The following is a 24,528-nucleotide window of genomic DNA, read 5'->3' as shown; positions in this document are numbered from 1 at the left end:
AATACGTTGACCTTAACGTAAAGTGCGGGGTTTGGGTAGGGTCAGAATAGCGGGCGTGATCCCGGTTAGGGAATCACATCCGCAGGTATGTCTATGTTAAGTTCTTTTATCTGTTCAATGAGGTTGAGCCTGAATCCGGTCAGGTCTTTTATCATCCTGCCCCGATAGGTTTCGACCTCCTTGCCCGTATAAGGCTTGAAGTTCGCGGGAGCGCTACCACCCGCAATTCCGTCGTCCTTCAGCATCCAGTTAAGCAGCTCAGCCAGCTGGGCGTCACTGAGCGCAGACTGGGAAGCGCCCGGAACTCTGATGAGAAACTCCCGGCCGCCTTCTACCTTCAGGAAGTGGCCTACGAAACCCTTCATCATCGGCACATCGCTACGAGGCGCGCCTTCGCCATTTGTCAGGTGACAACCGAGACATTGCAGCTGGTAATTCACCGCAGGTGAATAATTGGCCTGATACAAAGGGGTTTGCGGCGTTTCATTGCCGGGAGCCGGTTTTTGGTTAGGGTCTGGAATAACCCGAGCCTCCCCCAAAGGGGAGGCAACAATTAACGTTATAGCCATAGCACAGAACATCGAGCGCATTATCAAGCTCCTGAAGACGCCACACCTCGGATAACAGAGACTGTGCAGTTGTAAACGCTGCTGCTGGTACCAAGGCACCAGTTAATATCATTGTTGTTGAAAGGCCGGTACATGGGTTCTTCACTGTCATTGCGCGTACAGGCACACTGTGAACAGCTGTGCTTGCCGCAACAGTCGTTGTAGGAAATGATGTAATCAATGCCGTCTGCCGGGTTGCGGCAGGTGCCGACCCAGGTGACCGTTGACACTTCAGTTCCCGGTGGGCAGGTGGTCGCCGAGCCGCCACAACAGCTGCACAAAAAGCCGTCGACAGAACAGTAGCGCCAGTAATCACAACTGGTGGGATCCCCCGGGTCGCCAGCTGATGGCGCATCCGCAGCCAGGGCCTTCCCGGTTCTGTCTATGGGAAGAAGAGCCGGTGCCGCAACTCCGACTGCTAAAAAGGAGCCGAACTTTGCAATGAACTGGCGTCGCCCCGTTGTATTGGCAACATGGCGCGATGAGCGTTCAAAAAAGCGATCAAGAAACTTCATTTTTTATTCTCCTTAATCAGGATGGCGTATGAACACCGGGGGATTCAGTCTGAACCTTGATGTAATCCTGAAGGGTTGATGATCCGAGCAGCTCGGTTTCAAACAGGCTGTCCAGGTGCTCCCTGGAGTTGACAAGGCCCTTGGCTTTTAGGGTGCCATCCTGACCAATCAGAACCGCGTAAGGCAGCTTGCCAATCTGGTAGGTCATGCCAACATCAGGACTGACGACATAAGTGGACTTTTCCAGTCCAGCCTCAGAAATGAGTTTGTCATGCTCAAGCGCCTCGCCATCGCTCACATAAATAACATCGAGATTGTTTGCGGAGCGATTCATGGATTTGATGGCCGGCAGCAGTGATTTGCAGATCGGACAGGTCGGCGAAAGAAAAAACAGCAAGGTTGAACGTTCACCGGCATAGCCGATATTCACCGGACGCCCGAACCGGTCTGCGGCTGTCACCTGTGGGGCAGGCTTGCCAACCTCAACACCCTTGTCGAGCATCAATGCTCCGGCAGGGGCAATCCGTGAATGCAAAACGCCGATTTGCCGGATGAGGCCCAGAAGTACCAGAGAGGTGGCGATTAAGAGTAGCCAAAGCAAAATGTTTGAGACAATGAGTGCTTGCATTTTATTGTTCTCCCGAGAGTTTAAGCAGTAACGGTCTGTTAGAGATCCAAAGGTCTGTGGCTGTGTAAAGCAGAACCAGAACGGTTCCCGCAGCAATCATGATAAAGCTGTCATGCAGGCCCAGAGGTCGGTCAACCAGGGGTAAGAGCGCGCCCAGTGCAACGATGGCCAGCGCCAGGTTGCGCGCAAGCAGTGCGGGTTGTAACGGCTGGCGCATTGCGGGTCCGGAACAGCCACAATCAATGTCTTTCCGGCCCCGGGCAAGGTTAATGGCAATGGCCACACCGTAGAGACTGACGAGTAGCAGGGCCATAACGCCGGCGTATGGTCTGCTGGTACTCCAGAGCAGGCCGGCGGCAATCAGCAGCTCTGTGGCCGGAAGGGCACGAGCGGCGGCGGGCACCAGCCGCCCCGGAATTAATTCATACTCATGAACCTGGCGTCGGAACCAGTGTGGGTGCCTGAGTTTGTGGCTGGCAGCACTGGCGAAAATAACACTCAGTGCCAGCGCCGCCGATGTACTGATAATAGGGTCTATCATCATGCTGCCCCTTAGTGGTTCAGAATGAGTGTTGGTGTTTTGGTTACACTGTCCATGGTGCCTTTGTGCTCACCGGTCGAGAGATCGAATATCTCCAGGCCACCCTCAATGTTAGCGCCAAGCAGAAGGGGCTTGTCGTCGGAAGTTGCGCTCAGGCTCCAGACAAGGTTGGGGGATTCCAGCATGCCCAGCTTTTCGCCGGTTTCCAGATCAAATTCCCAGATAATCTGGCTTGGGTCTTCCCAGTTATAGGCCTTGTGGTCCGGATGCATCAGAACGTACAGGCGATTCAGGCCAGGCGCTGCTGCAATGAGCTGCCAGCCACCCGGAGCCCAGCCATCGGCCATCTCTTCCCGCGTAACCAGCGACCAGCGAGGCAGCAGCTCCGGCTTGTCTCCGGAAAGGTCCAGAGGCACAACTTCGCCCAGGGTTGTTACAAAATAATAGGTTTCCCCGACAACGGTAGCCCTCTCGACCAGCTTGACCACATCCGGATCAAAGAACTTGGTTTTGGTGCGCTCTACTTCCTCGCCGTCATCGTTCAGCGTGATCATCTGAAGGGCGCCATCGCCGCAGAGAGACGCAAATCGCCGTTCACCTACGGGGTAGTTAAGGACACACCCATTGATGGATATTTCGTTAACCATTTCCTGAGTAGTGGTATCAACAACGGTTACAGTGGTAGATGGAGTGAAGTTGTATATGTAAACAAACTTGTCATCGGTACTGGTCGCAATAGAGAAACGCTCTGTAAGTGTGAATGCTCGCCGGCTTGAAAGCTCGAGTTCCCATTTCGGGGCGAGTGTCTGGCTGTCCCACGCGGTGAGGACGTCGGTGCGCTCGCCACGAACATAGCGCGTGTAGAAGAAATCTGCGGTGTAGATTGTTTCCCGGTCCCGGGAGAGTGCGGCGGGAGCTGCGTGGCCCGTAGGCAGCATTCCGAGGTACTCTTGTTTGTCAGGATCGACTACAACAATCCGGGTGGCCACCATGTTATTAAATTCAAAGTCCACTATGTAGCTTCTGTGGTCATCGGGCATTGGCAACTGAGTGTGGCCCACGGACTCATCCGGCAGGCGCGCGTTTGCACTTGCAGCAATAAGGCTGGACGCTACCACAAGGCAGCAAGCCAGTTTTTTGGGTAAATGCATCATTACAATCCTCAATGTTTGTTTTTCTGGTATTGGGGGTGCGTCATTATTATTTCTTTATGCTGATCACCCGGCTCTGAGTGACAGCCTTGAGCCCCTCAAGGCCAAACTCCACGCCGTAGCCGGATGCTTTGTTGCCACCGAAGGGCACCATCGGGTGAATTGCGCCATGCTGGTTGATCCAGACAGTTCCAGCCTCGAGTTGCATGGCCAGCTCAGCCACTTCGGCAGGATTATCTGCCCAAAGGGATGCGCCAAGGCCTGCTTCAAGTCTGTTTGCAGACTCGATGGCATCCTCCGGATCGCGATAACGGATGATCGGCAGAGCGGGGCCAAACTGCTCCTCGTCAACCAGTCTCTGGCCATCCCTGATGTCACCAACCAAGGTAACGGGCATGAAGTAGCCTTTCTCAGGCGGTTCACCAAACTCACGAATGTCGCAACCACTGGTTTTTGCGTCAGAGACGAGCTCCCGGACTTTTTCAAACTGCATTTTGTTCTGGAGGGGGCCGATCGTTACAGACTTGTCCATGCCATCGCCCACTTTCATCTCGCTGGCGATTGCGCTGAGCTCGGTCATAACGGTTTCGTAGTCATCTTCGTGCACATAGAGACGCTTGATGCAGGCACAGGTCTGCCCCATGTTCAGGAATGCCCCCCAGAACAAGTCGGTGGCAATGTTTTTGATATTGGTGCCGGGCATAACGATGGCGGCATCGTTACCGCCAAGCTCCAGAGTGATGGGTGACAGACTGCTGGCAGACGCCTCAATAATACGGCGCCCCGTGGTTTCGCTACCGGTGAACATGATTTTGCTGATGTCCGGGTGATGGGTCAGCTTGCTGCCGATGCGACCATCCCCGGTGACGGTGTTGAGAACGCCGGCCGGAAGAGCCTGGTTAATCAGTCTCACCATCTCCAGAGTGGCAATGGGAGTGTATTCGGAAGGCTTCAGGACAACGGTGTTCCCCATTCTTATGGCCGGTATGATCTGCCATATGGCAATCATCAGAGGCCAGTTCCACGGTGCAATTGCTGCGACAACCCCCAGTGGAACGCGATGCAGCGTGTCTTTGCGCTCATCGTCCTCGTACACTACCTCTGGCTCTAGCTCCAGGCTGGCCGGAACCTGCGTCCACCCGACACAGGCCTGCATCTCAAATATCGAGCCGGGGCCGGACAGGGGCTTGCCCTGTTCCCGGGTAATAAGTTCCGACAGATATCCGGCATTTTCTTCCAGAATCCGGGCAACCTCATGAATGCTATCGCGCCGCTGCTGATCACTGCGTTCTGCCCAGGATTTTTGCGCAATAGCTGCTGCTTCCACGGCACGGTCTACCTCCTGTTCGTCACTCTCCGGCGCCATTCCCAGGAGTTGCTCGGTGGCAGGATTGTAAGCTTCGTGACTGCTGACGGGCTCTGCAAGTGATCCGTTTACGGTATTCCGGTAAATCTGCATTTTCTGGTCTCCGGTTATAGGTAGCACCAGGTACACGGCCTGGTCAGTCGCGATTATTAAAAGGAAATAACGGCTATGATCTGCGCGTAGATGTTCAGGTCGTTGTCCCGGAACTGGCTGCCGCCATCGGCTGCTCGTTTTTCTGGTTTGAAGAAGCCAACCAGGGGACTAAGGAAGAGGTGGTCATTAACACCCCATTCGGCGTAGAGATCGAGTTCCTGGCTGTCCAGGGAGCCGCTTCCCCGGGCGGTATCACTGAAATCGAAAAACAGGGCGCCAACCGCGACAGCAGGGGCCGGATAGGCCTTTACGCCAACGTGAAGAACATCTGTGTCGCTATTGAATGGGCCAGCATAGTTGGCGGCAACTTCACCCTGAAACCAGGTGCCGTAACCGCGGTTAAAGCCAAAAAACAGGGGGTCAAAATCTTTATCGAACGTGGAATAGCGAATATTGACACTGGGGGACCACAGCTGCTGATCAAAGCTCCATCCGGCTTCGGCGTACCAGGCGTCAGCGTCCTCACGACTGGCGTCTCCCTGATCCTGGGTTACAAACTCTGCAGAAAGAAAAAGAGGCTCTACGCCGGCATTACCCTGATACCGGAGGCTGGTGGTGTCCTGGCCGTCTCTTGCTGTCAGACCAAGCGCCTGCGCATAACGGTCATTCACGTCCAGCCCTTTCAGGTGCATCAGTCCGAAGGTTCCGCCAGGCGCTGCATACTCCAGGTTAATGCCCGTTAGCTCTGTGTCTGCCTGAGCATTATTGTCTGACTCAATCCAGAACAGATCTGAGCGTAACCCCTCGTCGCCGCCAATCTGTACCAGAGCGGTTTTATTAAAGGCTTTGCGTGCCGCGAGCCAGTATGCTCCGCCGCGACTAAAATCGAGACCTCCCCCATTCAGCCCTTCTCCCAGGTTCAGAGCATCTCCGTTGATCAGAAACCCATCGCCAATGGCGAAGTTCTGGCTGCCAACGGAAATATCCAGACCATCCTGCCCCAGAAATGGCAACAAGCTGCCCGACTTAAATCCAATCCAGGCATCTTCCAGATCTGTGTTGCTTTCATCTCCAGTACTGAAGCCACCCGCGTCACCATCACCCCATGTACCTGAGGAAATAGCATTTACACCCCCATACACGGAGGTGTCGTTAGCCATGGAGTAATGTCCTGACAGGCCATACTTGATATACCCTTCCTGCCATTGAGCGCCGTCCTGATCCGTGTCGTAGAGGTAACTTTTGTCGCTGGTGAAAAGGCCGGCCGCTAACTCCAGGTCTGCATTCAGCTGGTAATCCGTACCGCTCGACAGTTCTACTGCTGAAGCTGAAGGTATCGCGATCGCGGTTGTAAAAGCGCATAAAAGGGCGTGTCGTACATGCTTGCTCTGATGCATTGTTTGGCCTTTATTGTTGTTTGTTTGGAGTAGCTGCCACGCTGACTACGGGATATTGCTTGCCGCCAGGGAATCGAGGGCCACTCGCTATCACTTCTATATTAATCAACTCCTCCTGCGCCATGCTTTCTCGCTGGTGCCAGAAGGTTTCGTTCCTGCGCCAGTACCGGGGTTACACTTGAAAGGATTCTTGACTTTTGATTGCTTTGTAGCCAGATTTAAAATGGATAACCACAAAAAAGTAAGAGGTTATGGGCGTGTCGTCATGCACCGACAGAACAGACGATTTCGATAAATGGATCCACAATATCAACGATATATGCGGTCCCTTTCTGGCGAGCCCAAAGGCAGGCAGGTTTTCCGGTTCCGTCGAGAAAGTGGGTGGGGCCCTTGATATGTCCCGGGTTAATATCCAGGGCGCCGACCTTTATCGAACCCCTAAAGAGATACAGAAAAGCGGTGTGCCGGATTTTTTCTGTGTGTTTCAGATCGTGGGGTGCTCGTTGGTAGAGCAGGTAGGTAACCGCTCGTCTCTGACTCCGGGAGATATTGTCCTTGTGGACTCCACTCTGCCTTTCAGGTTTTCCTACCAGGATCTTTCGCAGCAGATTTCACTTATTTTGCCGCGACATATCATTGAGCGGATACTGAACCTCAGCAAGGTTGAGCTGGGTGTCAAGATTCCTGCAGAGTCGCACATTGCACGCTTCGCCACTAACCTGATTCTGGAAGCGTCGCTGCATGAAAACCTCGGGCCAGAAGAGGGCGCTGCAATTCTGGATTCGCTGGCAACACTCATCAAGCCGTCCATTTTGAGAGGGATTCGCAATGGTGATCCTTACGATAAAGTGTTCAGGTCAGCAAGTGAGTTTGTGAAAAATAACATCGGGGAGCCCGGTCTGAATGCAACGATGGTTGCCAGTGCTATTGGCACCTCCGTGCGAAGTCTTCACCGCGCCTTTGCCTGTAAAACGATCACACTGTCCGAGTATGTGAAAACTCAGCGCCTTGAAATGTGTGCCAACTATATTAAAGCCAATAAAGGGCGTTTAAATCTCACCGAAGTGGTTTACAGATACGGTTTTGGTAGTCCCAGCTATTTTTCGACTGCGTTTAAAGGTCGTTTCGGGATGACGCCGTCTGATTATAAAAAACGCTGCGCGGGAAATTAACGCGCTGGAAAACGACCGGCCTTGCCTATGCCACTATCAGATAGCTCCCTTGTGGCAATGCCAATCATAATCGGAGCCGGGCCTGCGGGCATGCGTATTGCGCGCCAGCTTGCACGTTACGGCAACGTGCTGGTGCTTGACGGTGACACTGAAAGCCCCTGGGCAACCGAAGCCCGCCCACAGTTACTCACTCAGTTCCAGAATGCTCGCGCCCAGGCGGGCGTTCATGCCTCGCTCGCCGTACCTCTGGCTCCCCGTATTCGTCTGTTGTCCGGACGCAAAGTGGTTCATGTTGATCGCAGACGGTGTCGAGTCTTAGACGACAGCGGCCAGGTCCACAAATACTCTCAGCTGTTTATGGCACCGGGTGCCTTGCCCATACGCCCCGAACTGCCCGGCAGTTGGCTTGGCGGCGTGCAGACTCTCTACACTCGCCGCCAGCTTGATAACCTGCTCAATAGCCTGGTGCCCAACACCGAATTGTTGATCGTAGGCGGCGGGCTGATCGCTGTTGAGCTTGCCACTCTGATGGCAAAGCGCGCTGTCGTTACTCTGATCGTGCGTAGCCGTTTGTTGCGGCGTTATGTGGACCCGAAGTTGGGCAAAAGGGTTGCCGGGCGCCTCGAAAAACTGGGTATCCGGATACTGGAGGAGGCCATCCCGAAACGCCTGCTTGGCCGCCATGATGTTACTGGTGCGGAGCTGGCGGATGGGCGGCAACTGGCGGCGGGGCGAGTGGTGCTGGCCTGTGGCAGCCTGCCTGATACGACTCTGGCGCGCGATGCGGGACTGAGGGTTGATCAGGGAGTCCTGGTGGACTCAAGCATGCGCAGTTTGAGCGACGCGCGCGTTTTCGCTGTGGGCGACTGTGCGCAACCACCCTGGCCAGTTATGCGGGGCAATATAGCTCAAGTGCTGCATATGGCCGATCTGGCGGTGGCCGCGATCCGTAATGAGCCGCTTCCTTCGCCTCCTGAGGGGCAGTACCGGGAATGTCGACTGGATGATGGTTTCCGGCTGGTGGTAGCAGCATCGCATCAATCGATCGAGTCCGGTGCCTTGCACAGCCATCATTATCGCTACGCGGGTCGCGTTGTGTCGGTGACCCGGCAACACCGGTCTATTGTGGCCTTTCAGGCATTGCTACCTTATGTCCAGGCGAGGCGACTCACGGAGCTCTGGCAAGGTCGTATTGAACTATCCCGGTGGGAATGGGGTAGCCTGCAGCGCTTCGTGTGGCTGCCGCCGCGTCGTCAACCTGATCCGTTGGTCTGTCATTGCGCCAGTGTGCGCCTTTCAGCCATCCATGCCGCCATTGCCGAGTACGGTAGCAACCCGGCAATGGTCTGTCAGGCAACCCGGGCGGGATACTATTGCGGCAGCTGCCTTGATGACATCACCACTCTTTGTGGCAACAGTTCCTGGTGGAATCGCGCGGCGCGTTGGTCAACGGTGGCGGTAATTCTGCTGGTTGTTGCATTACTCGGATTACTGCCGGCCTGGTCGGTCCCTGACAGCGTGCTGGCCACAGATTTCACGGCCTATCGCCTGATGACTGATAGCAGTACCCGGGAAATCAGTGGCTATCTGCTGACCGTCGTTGTTCTGATGACTCTGGCAATCCGCGGCGATCGTCGACGTTACTGGTGGCACGTTTGCCTGGGGAGCACGGCACTGTTGTTATTGCCATTGCACTCTTTGGGCGGCCTGGCAAGCGGTTCGGGTTTTAGCGCTGGTCTGATCGGGTTGATGCTGCTGGCTGCTTTGAGCGGGGCCCTGTTAATTGTGCGTCGACGGCTAATGTGGCTGCGCTCTGGGCACCTTGCTGTCACACTCGTATTACTTACTGCAACATTGATGCATGTAGTGTTTATTTATCAATACTGACTATCTGGCGTGTCTGATAATGTCGACCAGACGTATTCTGCTTTGTACTGTGTTGCTGGCCCTGTTTTTCGGGGCGCTTCTGTTGATGATTGGTAAGTGGCAGCCTACAGCGAACCCGGCACCACTTTCTCCAGGTCATGCCAATCTTGAATGCGCCGAATGTCATGGTGGCATCAATAGCAGTCAGACAGTGTTGAATTCTGGTTGCCGGGACTGCCATGAAAAAGTGCTCGGTGAGCGCCGCGCACATTCTACAGCGTATCTGGACATCGTGGGTCGCCGTGATTTTCCCTGGCACATTCGTCCGGATGGATGTCTGGATTGTCATAACGGGCACGTTCGTGCCGGCGATAACTTTGTCAGCGCCATGCCAATAGATCATTGTATGCTCTGCCACGCAACGCTCGTCGAGGAAGATGAATATCATCAGGGGCTTGATTTCAGTACCTGCGTGAGTTGTCATCAATACCATAGGCGCACCTTGCGCCCGCCTACGCCGCGTTAAGCGGCTCTTTATTGGCTCAATTTAATAAACAGAGACTCCGATTATGAGTAATGAGCAGTTAACCAGCGTACTCGAAATGAGTGGCGAAGAAAGGTATGACTATTTTTTGAGCCAGGTGCTGGAAGATCGGGAGGTCTGGATACTGATCAATTCAGAGAACCGCTTTCTCTCAATTGTGTCGGACGACGACGGATTGGCACACTTGCCAGTCTGGCCCAGCTCGGAGTTTGCCGTTGAGTACGCCAAGGGTTCAGACGACCTGACCCCGAAAAGCCTCTCGCTGCCGGACTTCTTCAGAAAGTGGGTGCCAGGCCTGTCGAAGGACGGGTTGCAGGTAGGGGTGTTTCCCGGCGCGGATCAAACCTTGTGGATAACCGAAGCGGACGAACTGAAAAAAGATCTGCAGGCGGAGCTGTCCAGCTTCTAGCTGGCATTGTTGTTCAATATAAAGTGCTGTGAGGTGAGCCATGAGGGTTGTTAACAGCGAAGAGGCGCTTACAGAGCTGATCAGCACCAGCCCCGCAGCTCTTGTGCTATATGGTGGTGAGAGTTGCGGTGTCTGTCAGGCTGTTAAGCCACAGCTGGAGCAACTGGTACGAGCCGAGTTTCCCGAGCTGGTCATGGCGTATGTCGACTGCCAGGCATCAGTGTCTGTGTGCGCAGCGCGCGGAGTTTTTTCTTTACCGGTGATACATCTGTGGTTTGAGGGTCAGCGTTTCGCAGAATTCGCAAGAGTATTCTCCATTGGCGATGTGCGCGCAGCACTGGAGCGACCATACCGCCTGGCGATGCAACAAAGGACATCTGATCAGTAACTGAACTGGTCAGTTAGCGGCCATGTTTGTCCAACCCCTGACTTAACTGGCCTGGGTTGGCTTGTCCCGCGCCTTTTCACAAAGTTATCCACAGATTCCCGGGATAAGTTTTCGGGAGGGTGTCGGATGTGCCTGACGCCTGTACTCAAGGAGTTGCCGGATGAAAACATTACTGATTGTTCTCGCTGTGTTATTCCTGGCTCTGGTTGTTGTTCTGCCTCTGGTGGAAAAATACGCACCGAAAGGCGAGGCGCGTAATTATGGCAATCTCACACGGTTTATTTTCCCGCTGATGGCAGCGTTGATCGTGGTGCAAATGATTCGGTATTTCTTTTTCTGAGCGTTGCGGCAGGAGCTCATCAACTCAGGCTGCCCGGAAGAATAATTTGTGGCGGAGGGCATAAGCTGGCAAAGTTCAACGAAATCAGATTTATCTCCATCAAGAGGAAACGCCGGTGACCGATTTAGTAAACTACACGCTGAACGATGGTGTCGCGACCATTGAGATTAATAACGGTAAAGCAAACGCTCTTAGCCACGAAGTGTTTGAGGCGCTGAACAAGGCGCTTGACCAGGCTGAGCAGGACAAGGCCGTCGTTATTCTGACAGGTCAGCCGGGAATTTTTTCTGGCGGTTACGATCTTAAAGAGATGCAAAAAGGCATAAAGGAAGCCGCAGCCCTGGTGGCCACAGGCTCAACATTTGCCCGTCGCCTGGCAGCCTTTCCATTCCCGGTCATTGGCGCATGCAGTGGTCACGCGATTGCCAAAGGTGCGTTTATTATGCTGTCTGTGGATTACCGGGTAGGTGTTGAGGGTAGCTTCAAGTTGGGCCTTAATGAAGTGGCTATCGGAATGACCATGCACCATGCGGGCATAGAAATCGCGCGGCACCGGCTGGCACCTGCGCATTTCTATCGCTCGGTCATCAATGCTGAGATTTATAATCCCGAAGGCGCTGTGACAGCTGGTTACCTGGATGAAGTGGTTGCACCAGAGCAACTTCTGAGTCGTGCGAATGAGTTGGCTCAAGGTTTCCGTAAGCTGAGCCTGAAAGCACACGCCCAGACCAAGCTGAAAGCCAAAGCCGGGTACCTTGAGCTGCTGGATCGCAGCATAGAGAAGGATTCGCAGAGCCTGGGCCTTACGTCTTAAAAGGCATGTTTGGTGAGTTAGCTCCGGGCTAATTCACCAGGGTCTATTCTGTAGAAGTCGCTAAGCAAATCATACACCGCCGGCTGTTGTTCTTTCAGGTGCAGTGGTTGCTGGTAAAAGGTTTCCGTTAGCACCGCAAAGAACTCAGCAGGCTTTGTGGCACCGTAAGGGTCGAGCCAGCTTTTGCGGTGGTGCCTCAAAGAATGCCGAAGGTCATCGTAGGCAATGGTCATGGTCTGCTGCCACTCTTTGGCTTGTTCTCCGCTCAGTGGCGGTGCGCCGTCTGCGGTTCCGTCCAGGTAATCAAGTTGATGGGCAAACTCGTGGAGGATCACGTTGTGCGTGCTCTTGGGGTTTATTGCCCCGCTTTCACATTCTGACCAGGCCAGTACCACCTGCCCCAAAGTTGACGCTTCACCTGCGCGAACCTGATCGCTGACACCAACAACCATGCCATCCCGCTCCGATGCCTGCACCCGGTAGACATCCGGGTACACAAGAATACTGCGAATGTCGTCGAAATCCGTGTACGATCTCTTGAGAATCAGCAGGCAAGCGTGTCCTGCTATGGCGATCCGAACACGATCAGTCACCTTAAACCCATCACATCCGTAGAAGTTCTTCTCGGAGACGAACAGCTGAACCTGTCCTTCCAGCGTTTGCTGGAGCTGCACCGGCAGTCGGCTATACAGGGGGACGGTTGACTGGAGGTGCTTTCTCCAGATCTTCGGAAAGGGGTGTTTTAGCTCGCGCGTACGCCGCCAGGTGCGGTAGAAGAACAGGTAGAACACGGCCGTTGCGATCAAGACGGTGGCGAAGGCTGCAAATACAATTCCGGGCGACATGTTTTTTTAAACTCGCTACGTAAACACAATGACCACTCTAGCACATGCAGATTGGCTAAATATTCAAGCGGCACCTATGATCAAACACTTTCGCAGCAATGATTAATTGGCGTAAAACCATGATAATAAGGATGACATGCTTCACGAGATGAGTATTGGTGGAATGTTGTTCAGCCCCTTTGTGGTGCTGGTGCCCTTGGCTTTCATCCTTACGGCAGCAACGCGACTGATTATGCATCACCTCAATCTGCGCCGTTACATCTGGAGAGAGGCCTGGTTCGATGTGGCTGTGTTTGTCTGCTATCTGGCTGCCATTGTTTATCTGTTCGGGGACTAAAGGGCTTTTATGGGAAAAATGCTGCGTATTGGACTGACCTTAGTGATTGTGGCGGCTGCGGTGCTTGCGGGCACCTGGGTATGGGATCGCTATTTGTACTCGCCCTGGACACGGGACGGCCGGGTTCGCGCGGATGTGATTACGATTGCACCGGATGTGTCCGGCTGGGTGACACAGCTCAGTGTTATAAATAACCAGACGGTCAGTGCTGGCGACCCGTTGTTCACGATTGATGACACCCGCTACAAGGCAGAGCTGGCGGAGCAGGAGGCCCGTGTTGCCCAGGCACAGGCTGAGTGGGACCTTGCCCGGCACCAGTATGAGCGCCGGCAACGCATGGCTGAGCGTCAGTCTATCAGCGAGGAAAGTCTGGAAGCTTTCCGCATTCAGGCCGATTCGGCCAGGGCCAGTTACCGGCTCGCACGAGCGAAACTTGAGACCGCCAGAATCGACCTGGAGCGCACCAGGGTGCTGGCACCGAAAAGCGGCATTGTCAGTAACCTTACCCTGCGACAAGGTAACTACGCCTCCCGGGGAACTCCGATTGTATCGTTAATCAAAAGCGATTCCTTTTATGTGACCGGGTACTTTGAAGAAACCAAGCTACAAAAAGTGCGGGTAGGCCAGAAAGCCCGGGTTACCCTGCTCTCCGGAGGTGAAAAGCTGACCGGAGAGGTTGTCAGTATTGCTCGCGGCATTGCCGACCCGAATACCCGCAGTGACAGCCAGATGCTTCCAGAGGTACAGCAGGCTTTTAACTGGGTCCGCCTTGCCCAGCGTATTCCGGTTGATATTGCGCTCGATCCGGTTCCTGAAGATGTCAATATCAGCGCGGGAATGACAGTTTCCATATACCTGGAAACAGAGCCGGAATCCGATTAGCGGAGTTGCGTTTATGAAGCTCCATCCGCTGCTGGCTCAGCTTTTGATGCCGAACAGGTCCGCGGTGATATTTGCCCTGAAAGGGGTAGTGTCCATGGCGTTGGCCTTGTTTGCCTCCATGTACCTGCAACTTGATCGGCCATACTGGGCGCTGGTCTCCGCCGTTTTTTTACAGATTCGCCCCGAAAGCGGGCTGGTGATTGAAAAAGCCCTGTGCCAGATCCTGGGATCAGTTGCGGGTGGCGCCGTAGGTATTCTGATACTCGCTCTGTTTATGCCCTATCCTGTGCTGGCACTGGCCTGTCTGACACTCTGGATTGGCCTTAACTCAGCAGCTTCTTCTCTGGTGCATAACGCCAATTTTATCTACGCCTTTGCAATGTCGGGCATGACAGCTGCCCTGGTTGTGCTTCTGGTTATGGCAGAGGCTACCATGGTGGACAGTCGTGCAGTGTTCGACATTGCGCAATCCCGCATCAGCGAAATAACCGTAGGTGCGCTCTGTGCCATGCTGGTCAGTCGGCTACTGTGGCCGGTAACGGTAAAAGCGAGTCTGCGCAGGCACTCTCGTGATGTGATTAACAAAACAATGGAGTATCTGTCACTGGAGCTGGATCCGGACAGTACCCATGAGCAGCGCCACCAGCATGCGGACCAGATTCTGGAGATTCTGGTTGTGCTGAATGATGACTCCAGTGCCGTGGCCTACGAAGGGCCGGAAGGAGCCGGGCGAAGCCGGGCAGCTCATCTGCTCTGCAACAAGGTAATGTCGCTGCTGGCGGTTACCCAGATAATGGGGCGCTTCCCGAGAAACCATCCGCACCTTGTTTCACCGGCGCTCAGTCAGTTAATTGCGGATATGCGGGCGCACTTTATCCGCATTGCTGAAGCTGACAGTTACGAACAATCCTATCGTCAGGCCCAGGCACTGAGGCGCGCACTGCTTGAGCATAAAGCCGCTTATGTGGGGGAGTCGGCGATTGTGATCCGCCTCACCCAGACGGCGGTGGAGCTGGTGGCAGATCTGGTTATGGTACTACGGGCTTACAATGCGCTGGAGAACCGTGATCAGACACTGCTGCGAGCCTCCAGACTGAAAACCTATCGTGATCCATTGGTCGGAGCGGTCAATGGTTTTCGAACCGCGGTTGTGTTCATGATCGGCGGAGCCATCTGGCTAAGTACTGGCAGCACAGCCGCCATCATGATGATGATTATGCCCGTGGTGTATTCGGTGATGTTTGCCCGTTTCTCCCTGGCAGTACTGACACGTATTCTGCGTCGATTGCTGGTTGGCGTGATTGTGGCTGTTCCGGTCGCGCTGTTTTTCGGGTTAGGGCTTCTGTCCCGCAGCAGTGGCGACTTTGAGCTTCTGGTGCTGGTTCTGGCCGGCCCTTATTTCCTGGGGCTGTTGGCGCTTTCAGACCGGTCGACTTTGCCCTACGGCCTGGGCTTTTGTATCCCGTTTACGCTGATTGTTCAGCCGGGTAATCACATGACGTTCAATATGGGGTTGGCGACCGGAAATGCGCTGGGGCTGTTTGTGGGTATCAGTATCCTTTATTGGGTATTCAAGCTGATTACCCCCCTGGACGGCGAGTTCATGCAGCGTCGCTTACTGAGAGCAACGGCCCGCGACCTTGTCAGCATTGATTACCAGCACCGGCCCGAGAACTGGTTCAACGGGCGCATGGGAGAGCGTTTGTTACGGCTTGCAAACTATGACCAGAGCTCGGATACAGGCCACCGGCATATGACGGACCTTGGCTTTACCGGCCTCAACATAGGCCATATGTCTATCCGACTGCGGCGTCGCATCAAAAACCATCGCAATGCCGAGGTAGACCGCATACTGGCCCAGTGGCAGCAAGTGCTTGCCGATACGTATTTACTGAGCTCACGCGGCGATATGAATTCCCGGTTCAGAGAGGTAAGTGCGGAGCTTCTGGCCGCAATTCATGCCGCGGGGGAGCCGAGCTTACAGACTGTCACCGTAAAGGGTATGTTTGAGCGCATTGCTCTGACGCTGGAACGGACCGCACGCACGATTGCAAAACAGCAGCGAACCTGAGTAATTTCTTTAATCTCAGGACCAGACCAGCGGTTTACCTCCCCGGCAATATCCACCACAATCACCGCCATTCAGAATCAGGAACTCTAACCATGCGACTGTGCACACTTATTTTACTGGAGGCGGTCTGATGAGGGCGCTTTTTCATAGCTATCTGAACGCCTCGCTGATTTTGCGCGTCAGCATTGCGCTGGTACTGGGGATTGCCGTCGGCATGATTGGCGGCCAGACAGCGGCCGACTGGCTGGCCCCTTTCGGTGACTTGCTTCTGCGTCTGCTCAGATTTCTTATCGTGCCCATTGTGCTCTTTACCCTGATGGTCGGTATCAATCAGGCAAACATCGGCAGCATGGGGCGGGTCGGGCGTAAGCTGTTTGGCTATTACGTTATCACCTCCGCTCTGGCCATTGTTGTCGGGTTGGTGGTAGCGAGTCTGCTCGAACCAGGCAGTGGAATGGCACTGGATGAGAACGCCGAAGTAAAGGTGCCGGACAATCCGGGCTTTATGAGTGTGCTGCTGAGTATTGTGCCGGAGAATATCTTTACAGCTTTCACCGAGCTGAACCTGCTGGGCATTATTTTTATAGCAATTGTCTTTGGTATCGCCTTGCTGAAGCTGCGTGAGTCTGAGGATCACGCAGAGCTGGGTGAGAGCCTTTACAAGGTAGTCGAGGCCCTGAACGAGGTTACCCTGAAAGTGATGGCTGGCGTCCTGCAGTACGTGCCAGTGGGGGTCTTCGCTATTGTGGCCAAGACAGCGGGTGAGCAAGGTATGGCGACCATCCTGTCACTGGGCGATATGGTACTGGTGTTATACATTGCACTGGCGGTGCACCTGGTCGTCTATTGTGGATTGATGCGATTTTTCGGCGTTCCGTTACGGGCGTTTTTCCGTGAGGCGCGCACGCCGATGGCAACCGCCTTTGCAACCCAGAGCAGTTCCGGCACCCTGCCGCTGACCCTGGATGCGGCCCGGCGCATGGGTGTGCCCAAGCGTGTATACGGTTTTAGTCTGCCTCTGGGAGCCACCATCAACATGGATGGTGCCGCGATTCGTATTGCAATTTCGGCTGTGTTTGCAGCCAATGTGGTTGGCATACCTCTGGATCTGGTGACCATGGCAGAAATTGTGCTTCTGGGCACACTCACGTCGATTGGTACCGCAGGCGTTCCAGGTGCAGGCATCGTCATGATCGCTACGGTTTTTGCCCAGGTGGGGTTACCGATAGAAACCGTCGCTTTACTGGTGTCCATTGATGCGCTGGTTGGCATGGGTGCAACCGGGCTTAATGTGACCGGGGATCTGGTAGGAACCGCCATTGTTGCCCGGAGTGAATCCGGGGATGGAACTGAACCCGTAGCAGAGCGGGCAGAGCCTGCCGGCTGAGAGTCGCGCTCTGTGGTACAGTACTCCTGTGGCTTTCTGTTTACAGGAGGGCTGATATGAGTATGACGGCCGGAAAACTGATTGTTTATTATGATGGATCCTGCCCGGTATGTATCCGGGACCGTCGCTGGTACGAGAAACTGGCCGGGAAAACCGGCGAGTCTGTGGAGTGGCTGGATATCACTGGCAGGGACGAGGAGTTGCGCCGGCAGGGCGTGGCCCCGGATAAAGCACTCCGGGAATTGCACGTTAAGGATGCTCGGGGCGAAATTCATAGTGAGATGGATGCCTACATACTGCTGATGTCCCGGGTACTGGTGCTGAAGCCACTGGCCTGGCTGATATCCTTACCCCTGATCCGGCCAGCCCTTGCCAGATTGTATCATTCATGGGTTGAGCGCCGCCTTGCAGGGCGCTCCTGAAATATCCGCGCCCGGGAAGCGCCCGGCGTGGATGCGTTTTGGTATTGTTTTGGAGCGTTACTAGATGCCTAGAGCCAGTGAAATCAAGAAGAACTCTGCTGTTGAATACCAGGGAAGTGTGTATTTTGTGAAGGATATCGAACGTTCGGTCCCGCAGGGCCGTGCCGGTGGCAGTCTGTACCGCATGCGCATGTACGACGTTGTCACCGGACATAAGATTGATGAAACGTTCAAGGACACAGATGTACTGAACCTGGCCGACCTGGTGCGCCGCCCGGCGACATTTTCCTACTCGGATGGTGAGGAATATGTGTTCATGGACAGTGAAGACTTTTCCCAGTACAGCCTGAACCGTGAAGCCATTGCCGATGAGTTACTGTTTATCAGCGAAGATACTCAGGGTGTTATGGTTATCCTGGTTGACGAATCCCCGGTTGCGCTGGCGCTGCCGCCTACAGTCGAACTGGACATTGAGGACACCGACCCATCAGTGAAGGGTGGGTCCGCCACTGCGCGCACCAAGCCTGCACGCATGGCCACCGGGCTGGTTGTTCAGGTTCCGGAGCATATTTCCACAGGTGACCGCATCCGGATCAACGTTGAGGAACGGAAGTTTCTGAGCCGGGTCTGAAGCGACTGCACCTTCCTATAAACCAGTATCTTTAACGTTTTCCATAACCACAAAGGTACTGGTTTGTAATACATGGGGCAGGGCGGAAATCTGCTCCCCCAGTACCTGCCGATATTCTGCCATGTTGCGCGTACGAACTTTCATCAGGTAATCAAAGTTCGCCGCAATCATGTGGCATTGCTCAATAGCTGAAATCTGTTTAACCGCTTCGTTGAACGCCTGTAAGGCCTCACTGCTGGTATCGCTCAGCGTGACCTGGGCGAAGGCAATGTGGTTCTGACCCAGCTTTGTCTGGTTGACCAACACCGTATAGCCACTGATAAACCCCTGCTCCTCAAGCCGGCGCATACGCACCTGACAGGGTGTTTTGGACAGGCCAACGCGGGACGCAAGGTCAGTGATCGTGATTCGCGCGTTTTTCTGCAACTCCCGGATAATGGAGTGGTCGATGCGGTCCAGTTCACTCATGGTACTCTCAATCCTCTGGTTAACGTAAAACCGCCACATCTGGGCAAACTCCGGACATGGGCGCTATGCTGTAGGTAGCTACTATCAGGTACAGCAGAGACTCCGGCACGGCCTTTTCTGGTGCATAAGGTGTTTTGTCCTTAATTATACAGCACGGCAGGAAAATAGCGCGATGAAGTTCGTCAATAAAGTCGGAAAGCTTGTCTATTTCGATCTTATGGTGAAATAGTCTTTGCTGTTAACGGTAGAATGCGGGAAAGACATATAACTGAGAGGGTACAATTATGAGTTCACAGCAGTCAGTGACTCCCCAGCTTGATCAGAGCCGGCAGGCGATCCGCGATTATTATCTTGTAGATGAGCACAAAGTGATTCACGAGATGATTGCTGATGCTCAATTGTCCCGGGAAGATCGCGACGCAATTTCGGCCCGGGCTGCTGAACTGGTGCAAAGCGTTCGTTCCAATGCCAAGCCCACGATCATGGAGAAGTTTCTGGCGGAATACGGCCTCACAACCAAAGAGGGCGTTGCGCTCATGTGTCTGGCAGAGGCGCTACTACGCGTGCCGGATAACACCACAATCCATGCGCTGATTGAAGACAAGATTACCTCGGGTAACTGGAGTGCGCACGTAGGCAAAGCATCCTCGTCGTTTATCAACTCCACAACCATCGCCCTGCTGATGACCAGCAACTTACTGAAAGACTCTGAGCGTCAAACGGTCGGTGATACCTTGCGCAAGCTCGTCAAACGCATGGGTGAGCCGGTGGTTCGTACAGTTGCGGGTCAGGCCATGAAAGAAATGGGGCGCCAGTTTGTTCTGGGGCGTGATATTGAAGAAGCCCAGAAGGAAGCCAGATCCTACATGGCAAAAGGCTACACCTACTCCTACGACATGCTTGGTGAAGCCGCCCGAACGGATGCGGACGCTCGTCGCTACTATGAATCCTACTCCAATGCGATCGATAGTATTGCTCAGAACTGCAAGGGAGATGTGCGCACAAACCCAGGTATTTCCGTCAAACTCTCCGCACTGCTGGCGCGCTACGAATACGGTCAGAAAGAGCGGGTAATGACCGAGTTGCTGCCCCGGGCTCTGGAGCTGGCTAAAAAAGCTGCAGCCGCGAACATGGGGTTTAATATAGACGCAGAGGAGCAGGATCGGCTTGACCTCTCCCTGGATGTGATCGAAGCCATAATGACAGACCCGGCACTGGCCGGCTGGGATGGGTTCGGCGTTGTTGTACAGGCCTTTGGCCGGCGCGCCGCACACACGCTCGACTGGCTGTACGCTCTTTCTGAAAAGCTTGATCGTCACATTATGGTCCGCCTGGTAAAAGGCGCTTACTGGGATGCCGAGATCAAACGTGCCCAGGTTATGGGGCTGACCGACTTCCCTGTATTCACCCGCAAGGCCTGCAGTGACGTCGCGTTTCTTTCCTGTGCGAAGAAGCTGGTGGGGATGAGTGATCGTATTTATCCCCAGTTCGCGACTCATAATGCGCACTCTGTCTCGGCCATTCTTGAAATGACCAAGGCTGCCGGACTGAAAACCTACGAGTTTCAGCGTCTGCATGGAATGGGGGAGTCCTTGCATGACCAGGTCCTCAAAGAGAGTGGCGTGCCCTGCAGAATCTATGCCCCCGTGGGCAAGCACAGTGATCTGCTCGCGTACCTTGTACGCCGTTTGCTTGAGAATGGGGCCAACAGTTCGTTTGTGAACCAGATAGTGGATACCAGCATTACCCCTGAAGAAATTGCCAGGGACCCGATTGAACTGGTTCAGGAGCTGGGTGAGAAGGTTTCCAGCCAGGTAATTGTGCGGCCAGAGAACCTTTTCGGTGCCGGGCGCCGTAATTCGAAAGGCTGGGATATTACCGACCCGGTTACGGTAGCGCGCATTGATGAAGGGCGTGGAGCGTATATCGACCACTACTGGAAAGGCGGCCCGTTGATTGCAGCGGAGACCGCCGGTACCGAGGTTGTGAAAGTTATAAACCCGGCTAACCCTGACGATGTGGTGGGCGAGGTAACCCAGGCGAATGAAGCGGATGTGGATGCTGCCATTACGGCCGCACAAGAAGGGTTCTCCAGTTGGTCCACTATGTCGGCTGAAGATCGTGCCGCCTGTGTGCGCAGGATAGGGGATCTTCTGGAAGAAAACGCCGACGAGCTCTTTGCACTGACAGCCCGGGAAGCGGGCAAATCTTTGCTGGATACCGTTGGCGAGATTCGGGAGGCGGTAGACTTTACCCAGTTTTATGCCAGTGAAGGCTTGCGCAACCAGGACAATGGCGAGGCCCGTGGTGTTATTTGCTGTATTTCTCCCTGGAACTTTCCGCTGGCCATTTTTACCGGACAGATAGCCGCAAACCTGGCCGCGGGTAACGTGGTTGTGGCTAAGCCGGCAGAGCAGTCGTCGCTGATTGCGGTGCGTGCAGTTGAGCTGATGCACGAAGCCGGAGTCCCCAGGGATGCGATTCAACTGCTGCCCGGGACCGGGGCCAAAGTAGGTTCTGCCCTTACCTCAGACTCCCGTATCGCCGGCGTTTGCTTTACCGGTTCGACGGCAACCGCCCAGCGAATCAATAAAGTAATGGCGGAAAATCTCGCACCCGATGCACCACTGGTAGCAGAAACCGGGGGGCTGAACGCCATGATTGTGGATTCAACAGCGTTGCCGGAGCAGGTGGTTCGCGATGTGCTGGCCTCGTCCTTCCAGAGCGCGGGGCAGCGTTGTTCCGCACTGCGCATGCTATACGTGCAGAAGGACATCGCCGATAACCTGCTGGAAATGCTCTACGGGGCTATGGAAGAGTTGGGTATTGGCGATCCCTGGGCGCTTTCCACAGACGTCGGCCCGGTGATTGACGAGGCCGCCCGCAAGAAGATTGTCGACCATTGCGACAAATTTGAGCGTGAAGGCCGCCTGCTTAAAAAGGTTCCCGTGCCGGATAAAGGACTGTATGTCTCGCCTGCGGTACTGAAGGTCAGCGGTATTGAGGAAATGGACGAAGAAATCTTCGGGCCGGTGCTGCATGTGGCGACATTTGAAGCCAGTGATATCGACAAGGTTGTTGATTCAGTTAACGCCAAAGGCTATGGCCTGACGTTTGGTATCCACAGCCGGGTTGATCACCGCATTGAGCGCATTTCCAGTCGCATCAAAGTCGGCAACACTTACGTTAACCGTAATCAGATCGGAGCCATTGTCGGCTCCCAGCCGTTTGGCGGTGAAGGGCTGTCCGGAACCGGGCCAAAGGCAGGCGGCCCGCAATATGTGCGTCGTTTCCTGAAAGGTGAGACGGTTACCCGCACTGCGCCAACCGAAGGTAAGGCGATTGACGGAACCAGACTGGAGAAGCTGATCGGGAGCCTGAGCAAGCTGGAGTCCCCGGCTCCGGAGGCCAGGGTGAAAGCCATGGAGTCTGTATTTTCGCAGGTGCCTGAGCCTCTGGACGCCGGTTCTGAGGAGCTGCCAGGGCCCACTGGAGAGCTTAACTGCCTGTCGAATCATGCACGGGGTGTTGTGTTATGCCTTGGGCCGGACAAGGAAACCGCACTGGCCCAGGCGGCTATGGCGTTATCGCAGGGTAACAAGGCAGTGGTTATCGCCCCGGATGTTCAGGATACCGTGAACCAGGCTGCCCGCGCCGGGCTGCCAATAGCCGGAACAAACGGACACCTGGAGGCGGATGCGCTGGCTGATGCCCGCGGTTTTCATGGGGTTGTGAGCTGTGCTGAGCAGTCCGTTTTGCGGGAGTACCGATTGGCTCTGGCAAAACGTGATGGAGCGCTTCTGCCCCTGATTACCGAACATGCGCTGGATCAGCGCTTTGTGGTTGAGCGCCACCTGTGTGTGGATACAACCGCGGCGGGTGGTAACGCCAGTCTGATTGCCGCCTCTGAATAAAGTAACTGTATGACCCACTCCCCTGCAGCGCTCTACGCGGTTGCGGGGGAGCGGTCAGTTACTGGCGTAACGCTCGCGAAGAATGTTTACCCGTTCCACGTAGGCTCTGGTTTCCGCATACGGCGGAACGCCTTTGTAGCGGCTTACGGTACCGGGACCTGCGTTGTAGGCTGCGGTTGCGAGCCGGGTATCACCTTCGAAGCGCTCCAGCATTTTTGCCAGATACGTAACCCCTCCCCGAATGTTGTCCGCCGCGACCATGGCGTTCTGAACGCCAACCTCCAGAGCTGTTTCCGGCATCAACTGCATTAACCCTTGTGCCCCTACCGGGGACAGTGCTTTTTCATTATAGGCAGACTCCGCGTGGATCACCGCGCGCACCAGGGCCGGGTCTACGTCATGCTCATGGGCGGCTGCTTTGATTTCTGTCTCGTAACGGTCGGAAAACAGAGGCGTCGTGCGCCAGTTAACGGTTGAATCCGGATCGCAGGCATAGCAGTGGAAGCTGATAACGTCGAAGTCTGTGACTGAAGGCCGTGTTTCACTGTAGGCGACAATGCCGTTATCGTCTTTATACCGGAAAACCGTTTCGTTTTTAGTGGACGCTCTTCCGGGGTTGTTACTGCTTACGTTGGTAAATTCAACCCGACCGTCCGGGTGCTCAATGCGCTTGATGCTGTCGGCAGAAACCGGTGTGCAGTGCCAGATTAACGCTGTAAGGATGGGGAATGCTATGTGGCGGAGATGTACCATTAGAGCTGCTCGTGGAGGGCGCAATCAATAACCGTGCGGAGAGATGTTATAGCAGGGAGCGCAGTGATTCCATGACTTTGTCGAGCAAAATGAGGTGTGTACTGAATTACTGTTGCGGGCAGAGAGAGGCCCGGGCTCTGTAGTACACCCGGGCCACAAACACGTCAGATCTTAGGCCCTTTCCCGCGAACCGCATTGGCGATAAGGGAGATGACCAGCAGCACCAGAAAGATAAAGAACAACACTTTGGCAATGCCTGCTGCTGTGCCTGCAACCCCGCCAAAACCAAGGATCCCGGCAATAATAGCGATAATGAGACAGATGACAGCCCAGTAAAGCATGGTTACTCCTCCTTGTTTGGTTTCATTATTAAAGTGGCACAGGCACCGTGGATGCACAAATAAATTACAGTTTTATAAGGTAAGGTTCCGGCCGGGATCCTGTTATGGTTATGTTGCTGCTATCCTCAAATGACAACCCCGGAGCACGGTATGGTTTTTAGAAACGTTATTGGAACTCTGGTCTTTGCAGCCTCCTGTGCGCTTGCCGGACCAGTGTATGCCGAATCACAGGATTCCGATGTGGAAGAGCTTAAAGAGGAAACCCGTGAGCTTGGCGAGACACTGCAGGACTATGGGGCAGACCAGAAACGCCAGGCCGAAGATGCGATTAACCGGACTCTGTCCGCACTTGATGAGCGCATAGAAGAGCTTGAGAGAGAGCTTGCAGAAAACTGGGATGATATGAGTGAAACCGCGCGAGAGCGCTCACAAGAAAGTCTGGCATCGTTACAGGAGCAGCGTGAGCGGGTGCAGAAATGGTACAACGAGCTGAAGGCCAGTTCCGCATCTGCCTGGGAGCGGGCGAAAAAAAGCTTCTCTGAGGCCTATGAAGCATTTTCCGAGCAATGGAATGAAACCGAAAAAGGCCTGAGCCTTGAACAGCGAAAGGAATCCGAAAGCATTTGATCATCAGGACCATATAAG

At 54.5% G+C, this 24,528-nt stretch carries 26 protein-coding genes; 15 read left to right on the top strand and 11 right to left on the bottom strand.

The window, feature by feature from the left end:
• Positions 1 to 65: 65 nt before the first annotated feature.
• Genes FFI95_RS14175 through FFI95_RS14145 form a run of 7 tightly spaced genes read right to left on the bottom strand, consistent with a single transcriptional unit; the run spans position 66 to position 6,299 of the window.
• Positions 66 to 590, bottom strand: a complete 525-nt coding sequence (locus FFI95_RS14175) for a cytochrome C (protein WP_144823592.1) — start codon at positions 588 to 590, stop codon at positions 66 to 68.
• Between the two features lie 2 nt (positions 591 to 592).
• Complete coding sequence (locus tag FFI95_RS14170) at positions 593 to 1,123, bottom strand: methylamine dehydrogenase light chain (protein ID WP_144823591.1); 531 nt, start codon at positions 1,121 to 1,123, stop codon at positions 593 to 595.
• Positions 1,124 to 1,139: 16 nt separating this feature from the next.
• Complete coding sequence (mauD, locus tag FFI95_RS14165; RefSeq protein WP_144823589.1) at positions 1,140 to 1,751, bottom strand: methylamine dehydrogenase accessory protein MauD; 612 nt, start codon at positions 1,749 to 1,751, stop codon at positions 1,140 to 1,142.
• 1 nt (position 1,752) lies between these two features.
• A complete protein-coding gene (locus tag FFI95_RS14160) occupies positions 1,753 to 2,295 on the bottom strand; it encodes a MauE/DoxX family redox-associated membrane protein (RefSeq protein ID WP_144823587.1) in 543 nt (180 codons plus the stop codon).
• Positions 2,296 to 2,303: 8 nt separating this feature from the next.
• The gene (locus FFI95_RS14155) at positions 2,304 to 3,443 is read right to left on the bottom strand and encodes an amine dehydrogenase large subunit (protein ID WP_144823723.1); all 1,140 of its coding nucleotides are present in this window, start codon (positions 3,441 to 3,443) and stop codon (positions 2,304 to 2,306) included.
• A 49-nt stretch (positions 3,444 to 3,492) separates the two neighbouring features.
• The gene (locus FFI95_RS14150; RefSeq protein WP_144823585.1) at positions 3,493 to 4,902 is read right to left on the bottom strand and encodes an aldehyde dehydrogenase family protein; all 1,410 of its coding nucleotides are present in this window, start codon (positions 4,900 to 4,902) and stop codon (positions 3,493 to 3,495) included.
• Positions 4,903 to 4,958: 56 nt separating this feature from the next.
• A complete protein-coding gene (locus tag FFI95_RS14145) occupies positions 4,959 to 6,299 on the bottom strand; it encodes an alginate export family protein (protein ID WP_144823584.1) in 1,341 nt (446 codons plus the stop codon).
• A gap of 257 nt (positions 6,300 to 6,556) precedes the next feature.
• Between FFI95_RS14145 and feaR the strand changes: the two genes are divergently transcribed.
• The 7 genes from feaR (at position 6,557) to FFI95_RS14110 (ending at position 11,832) form a co-directional block, all read left to right on the top strand.
• Positions 6,557 to 7,471, top strand: a complete 915-nt coding sequence (feaR, locus tag FFI95_RS14140; protein WP_186312026.1) for a transcriptional regulator FeaR — start codon at positions 6,557 to 6,559, stop codon at positions 7,469 to 7,471.
• A gap of 27 nt (positions 7,472 to 7,498) precedes the next feature.
• Entirely contained in the window at positions 7,499 to 9,358 is a 1,860-nt protein-coding gene (locus tag FFI95_RS14135) for an FAD-dependent oxidoreductase (RefSeq protein WP_144823581.1), read from the top strand.
• Positions 9,359 to 9,377: 19 nt separating this feature from the next.
• On the top strand, positions 9,378 to 9,863 hold the full coding sequence (locus FFI95_RS15605) for a cytochrome c3 family protein (RefSeq protein ID WP_144823579.1): 486 nt from the start codon (positions 9,378 to 9,380) through the stop codon (positions 9,861 to 9,863).
• 43 nt (positions 9,864 to 9,906) lie between these two features.
• Positions 9,907 to 10,290 (top strand): DUF2750 domain-containing protein, encoded by a 384-nt coding sequence (locus FFI95_RS14125; protein WP_144823578.1) that lies wholly within the window; start codon positions 9,907 to 9,909, stop codon positions 10,288 to 10,290.
• Between the two features lie 40 nt (positions 10,291 to 10,330).
• A complete protein-coding gene (locus FFI95_RS14120) occupies positions 10,331 to 10,678 on the top strand; it encodes a thioredoxin family protein (RefSeq protein ID WP_144823576.1) in 348 nt (115 codons plus the stop codon).
• Between the two features lie 160 nt (positions 10,679 to 10,838).
• A complete protein-coding gene (locus tag FFI95_RS14115; protein WP_144823574.1) occupies positions 10,839 to 11,018 on the top strand; it encodes a hypothetical protein in 180 nt (59 codons plus the stop codon).
• A 115-nt stretch (positions 11,019 to 11,133) separates the two neighbouring features.
• Positions 11,134 to 11,832, top strand: a complete 699-nt coding sequence (locus FFI95_RS14110; RefSeq protein WP_144823573.1) for a crotonase/enoyl-CoA hydratase family protein — start codon at positions 11,134 to 11,136, stop codon at positions 11,830 to 11,832.
• A 17-nt stretch (positions 11,833 to 11,849) separates the two neighbouring features.
• Here FFI95_RS14110 and FFI95_RS14105 read toward each other — a convergent pair whose 3' ends face one another.
• Positions 11,850 to 12,677 carry a M90 family metallopeptidase gene (locus FFI95_RS14105; RefSeq protein WP_144823571.1) on the bottom strand — a complete coding sequence of 276 codons (828 nt, stop codon included), beginning with the start codon at positions 12,675 to 12,677 and terminating at the stop codon, positions 11,850 to 11,852.
• Positions 12,678 to 12,813: 136 nt separating this feature from the next.
• On the opposite strand from FFI95_RS14105, the gene FFI95_RS14100 reads away from it, so the two are divergent.
• From FFI95_RS14100 to efpL, 6 genes are all read left to right on the top strand, one after another.
• Positions 12,814 to 13,014 (top strand): DUF1656 domain-containing protein, encoded by a 201-nt coding sequence (locus tag FFI95_RS14100; protein ID WP_144823569.1) that lies wholly within the window; start codon positions 12,814 to 12,816, stop codon positions 13,012 to 13,014.
• Positions 13,015 to 13,023: 9 nt separating this feature from the next.
• On the top strand, positions 13,024 to 13,896 hold the full coding sequence (locus tag FFI95_RS14095) for an efflux RND transporter periplasmic adaptor subunit (protein ID WP_144823567.1): 873 nt from the start codon (positions 13,024 to 13,026) through the stop codon (positions 13,894 to 13,896).
• 13 nt (positions 13,897 to 13,909) lie between these two features.
• Complete coding sequence (locus FFI95_RS14090; protein WP_144823565.1) at positions 13,910 to 15,967, top strand: FUSC family protein; 2,058 nt, start codon at positions 13,910 to 13,912, stop codon at positions 15,965 to 15,967.
• Between the two features lie 130 nt (positions 15,968 to 16,097).
• Positions 16,098 to 17,354, top strand: a complete 1,257-nt coding sequence (locus FFI95_RS14085; RefSeq protein ID WP_144823564.1) for a dicarboxylate/amino acid:cation symporter — start codon at positions 16,098 to 16,100, stop codon at positions 17,352 to 17,354.
• Positions 17,355 to 17,410: 56 nt separating this feature from the next.
• Positions 17,411 to 17,776: a thiol-disulfide oxidoreductase DCC family protein gene (locus tag FFI95_RS14080; protein ID WP_144823562.1), complete on the top strand. Its 366-nt coding sequence runs from the start codon at positions 17,411 to 17,413 to the stop codon at positions 17,774 to 17,776.
• Positions 17,777 to 17,840: 64 nt separating this feature from the next.
• Entirely contained in the window at positions 17,841 to 18,407 is a 567-nt protein-coding gene (gene efpL / locus FFI95_RS14075; protein WP_144823560.1) for an elongation factor P-like protein EfpL, read from the top strand.
• Positions 18,408 to 18,422: 15 nt separating this feature from the next.
• Here efpL and FFI95_RS14070 read toward each other — a convergent pair whose 3' ends face one another.
• Positions 18,423 to 18,875, bottom strand: a complete 453-nt coding sequence (locus FFI95_RS14070) for a winged helix-turn-helix transcriptional regulator (RefSeq protein WP_144823558.1) — start codon at positions 18,873 to 18,875, stop codon at positions 18,423 to 18,425.
• Positions 18,876 to 19,159: 284 nt separating this feature from the next.
• On the opposite strand from FFI95_RS14070, the gene putA reads away from it, so the two are divergent.
• On the top strand, positions 19,160 to 22,789 hold the full coding sequence (gene putA / locus FFI95_RS14065) for a bifunctional proline dehydrogenase/L-glutamate gamma-semialdehyde dehydrogenase PutA (protein ID WP_144823556.1): 3,630 nt from the start codon (positions 19,160 to 19,162) through the stop codon (positions 22,787 to 22,789).
• Between the two features lie 54 nt (positions 22,790 to 22,843).
• On the opposite strand, the gene FFI95_RS14060 is transcribed toward putA, so the two are convergent.
• Both FFI95_RS14060 and FFI95_RS14055 read right to left on the bottom strand, forming a co-directional pair.
• Complete coding sequence (locus FFI95_RS14060) at positions 22,844 to 23,542, bottom strand: lytic transglycosylase domain-containing protein (RefSeq protein ID WP_144823554.1); 699 nt, start codon at positions 23,540 to 23,542, stop codon at positions 22,844 to 22,846.
• Between the two features lie 164 nt (positions 23,543 to 23,706).
• Positions 23,707 to 23,883 (bottom strand): DUF1328 domain-containing protein, encoded by a 177-nt coding sequence (locus FFI95_RS14055; RefSeq protein WP_144823553.1) that lies wholly within the window; start codon positions 23,881 to 23,883, stop codon positions 23,707 to 23,709.
• Between the two features lie 150 nt (positions 23,884 to 24,033).
• On the opposite strand from FFI95_RS14055, the gene FFI95_RS14050 reads away from it, so the two are divergent.
• On the top strand, positions 24,034 to 24,510 hold the full coding sequence (locus FFI95_RS14050; protein ID WP_144823551.1) for a hypothetical protein: 477 nt from the start codon (positions 24,034 to 24,036) through the stop codon (positions 24,508 to 24,510).
• Positions 24,511 to 24,528: the final 18 nt, after the last annotated feature.

Origin of the sequence: Marinobacter piscis, assembly GCF_007671655.1 — a bacterium.
GTDB lineage: Bacteria > Pseudomonadota > Gammaproteobacteria > Pseudomonadales > Oleiphilaceae > Marinobacter > Marinobacter piscensis.
The sequence above is the reverse complement of the archived record's forward strand: the minus strand, read 5'-3'. Positions and strand labels throughout refer to the sequence as shown.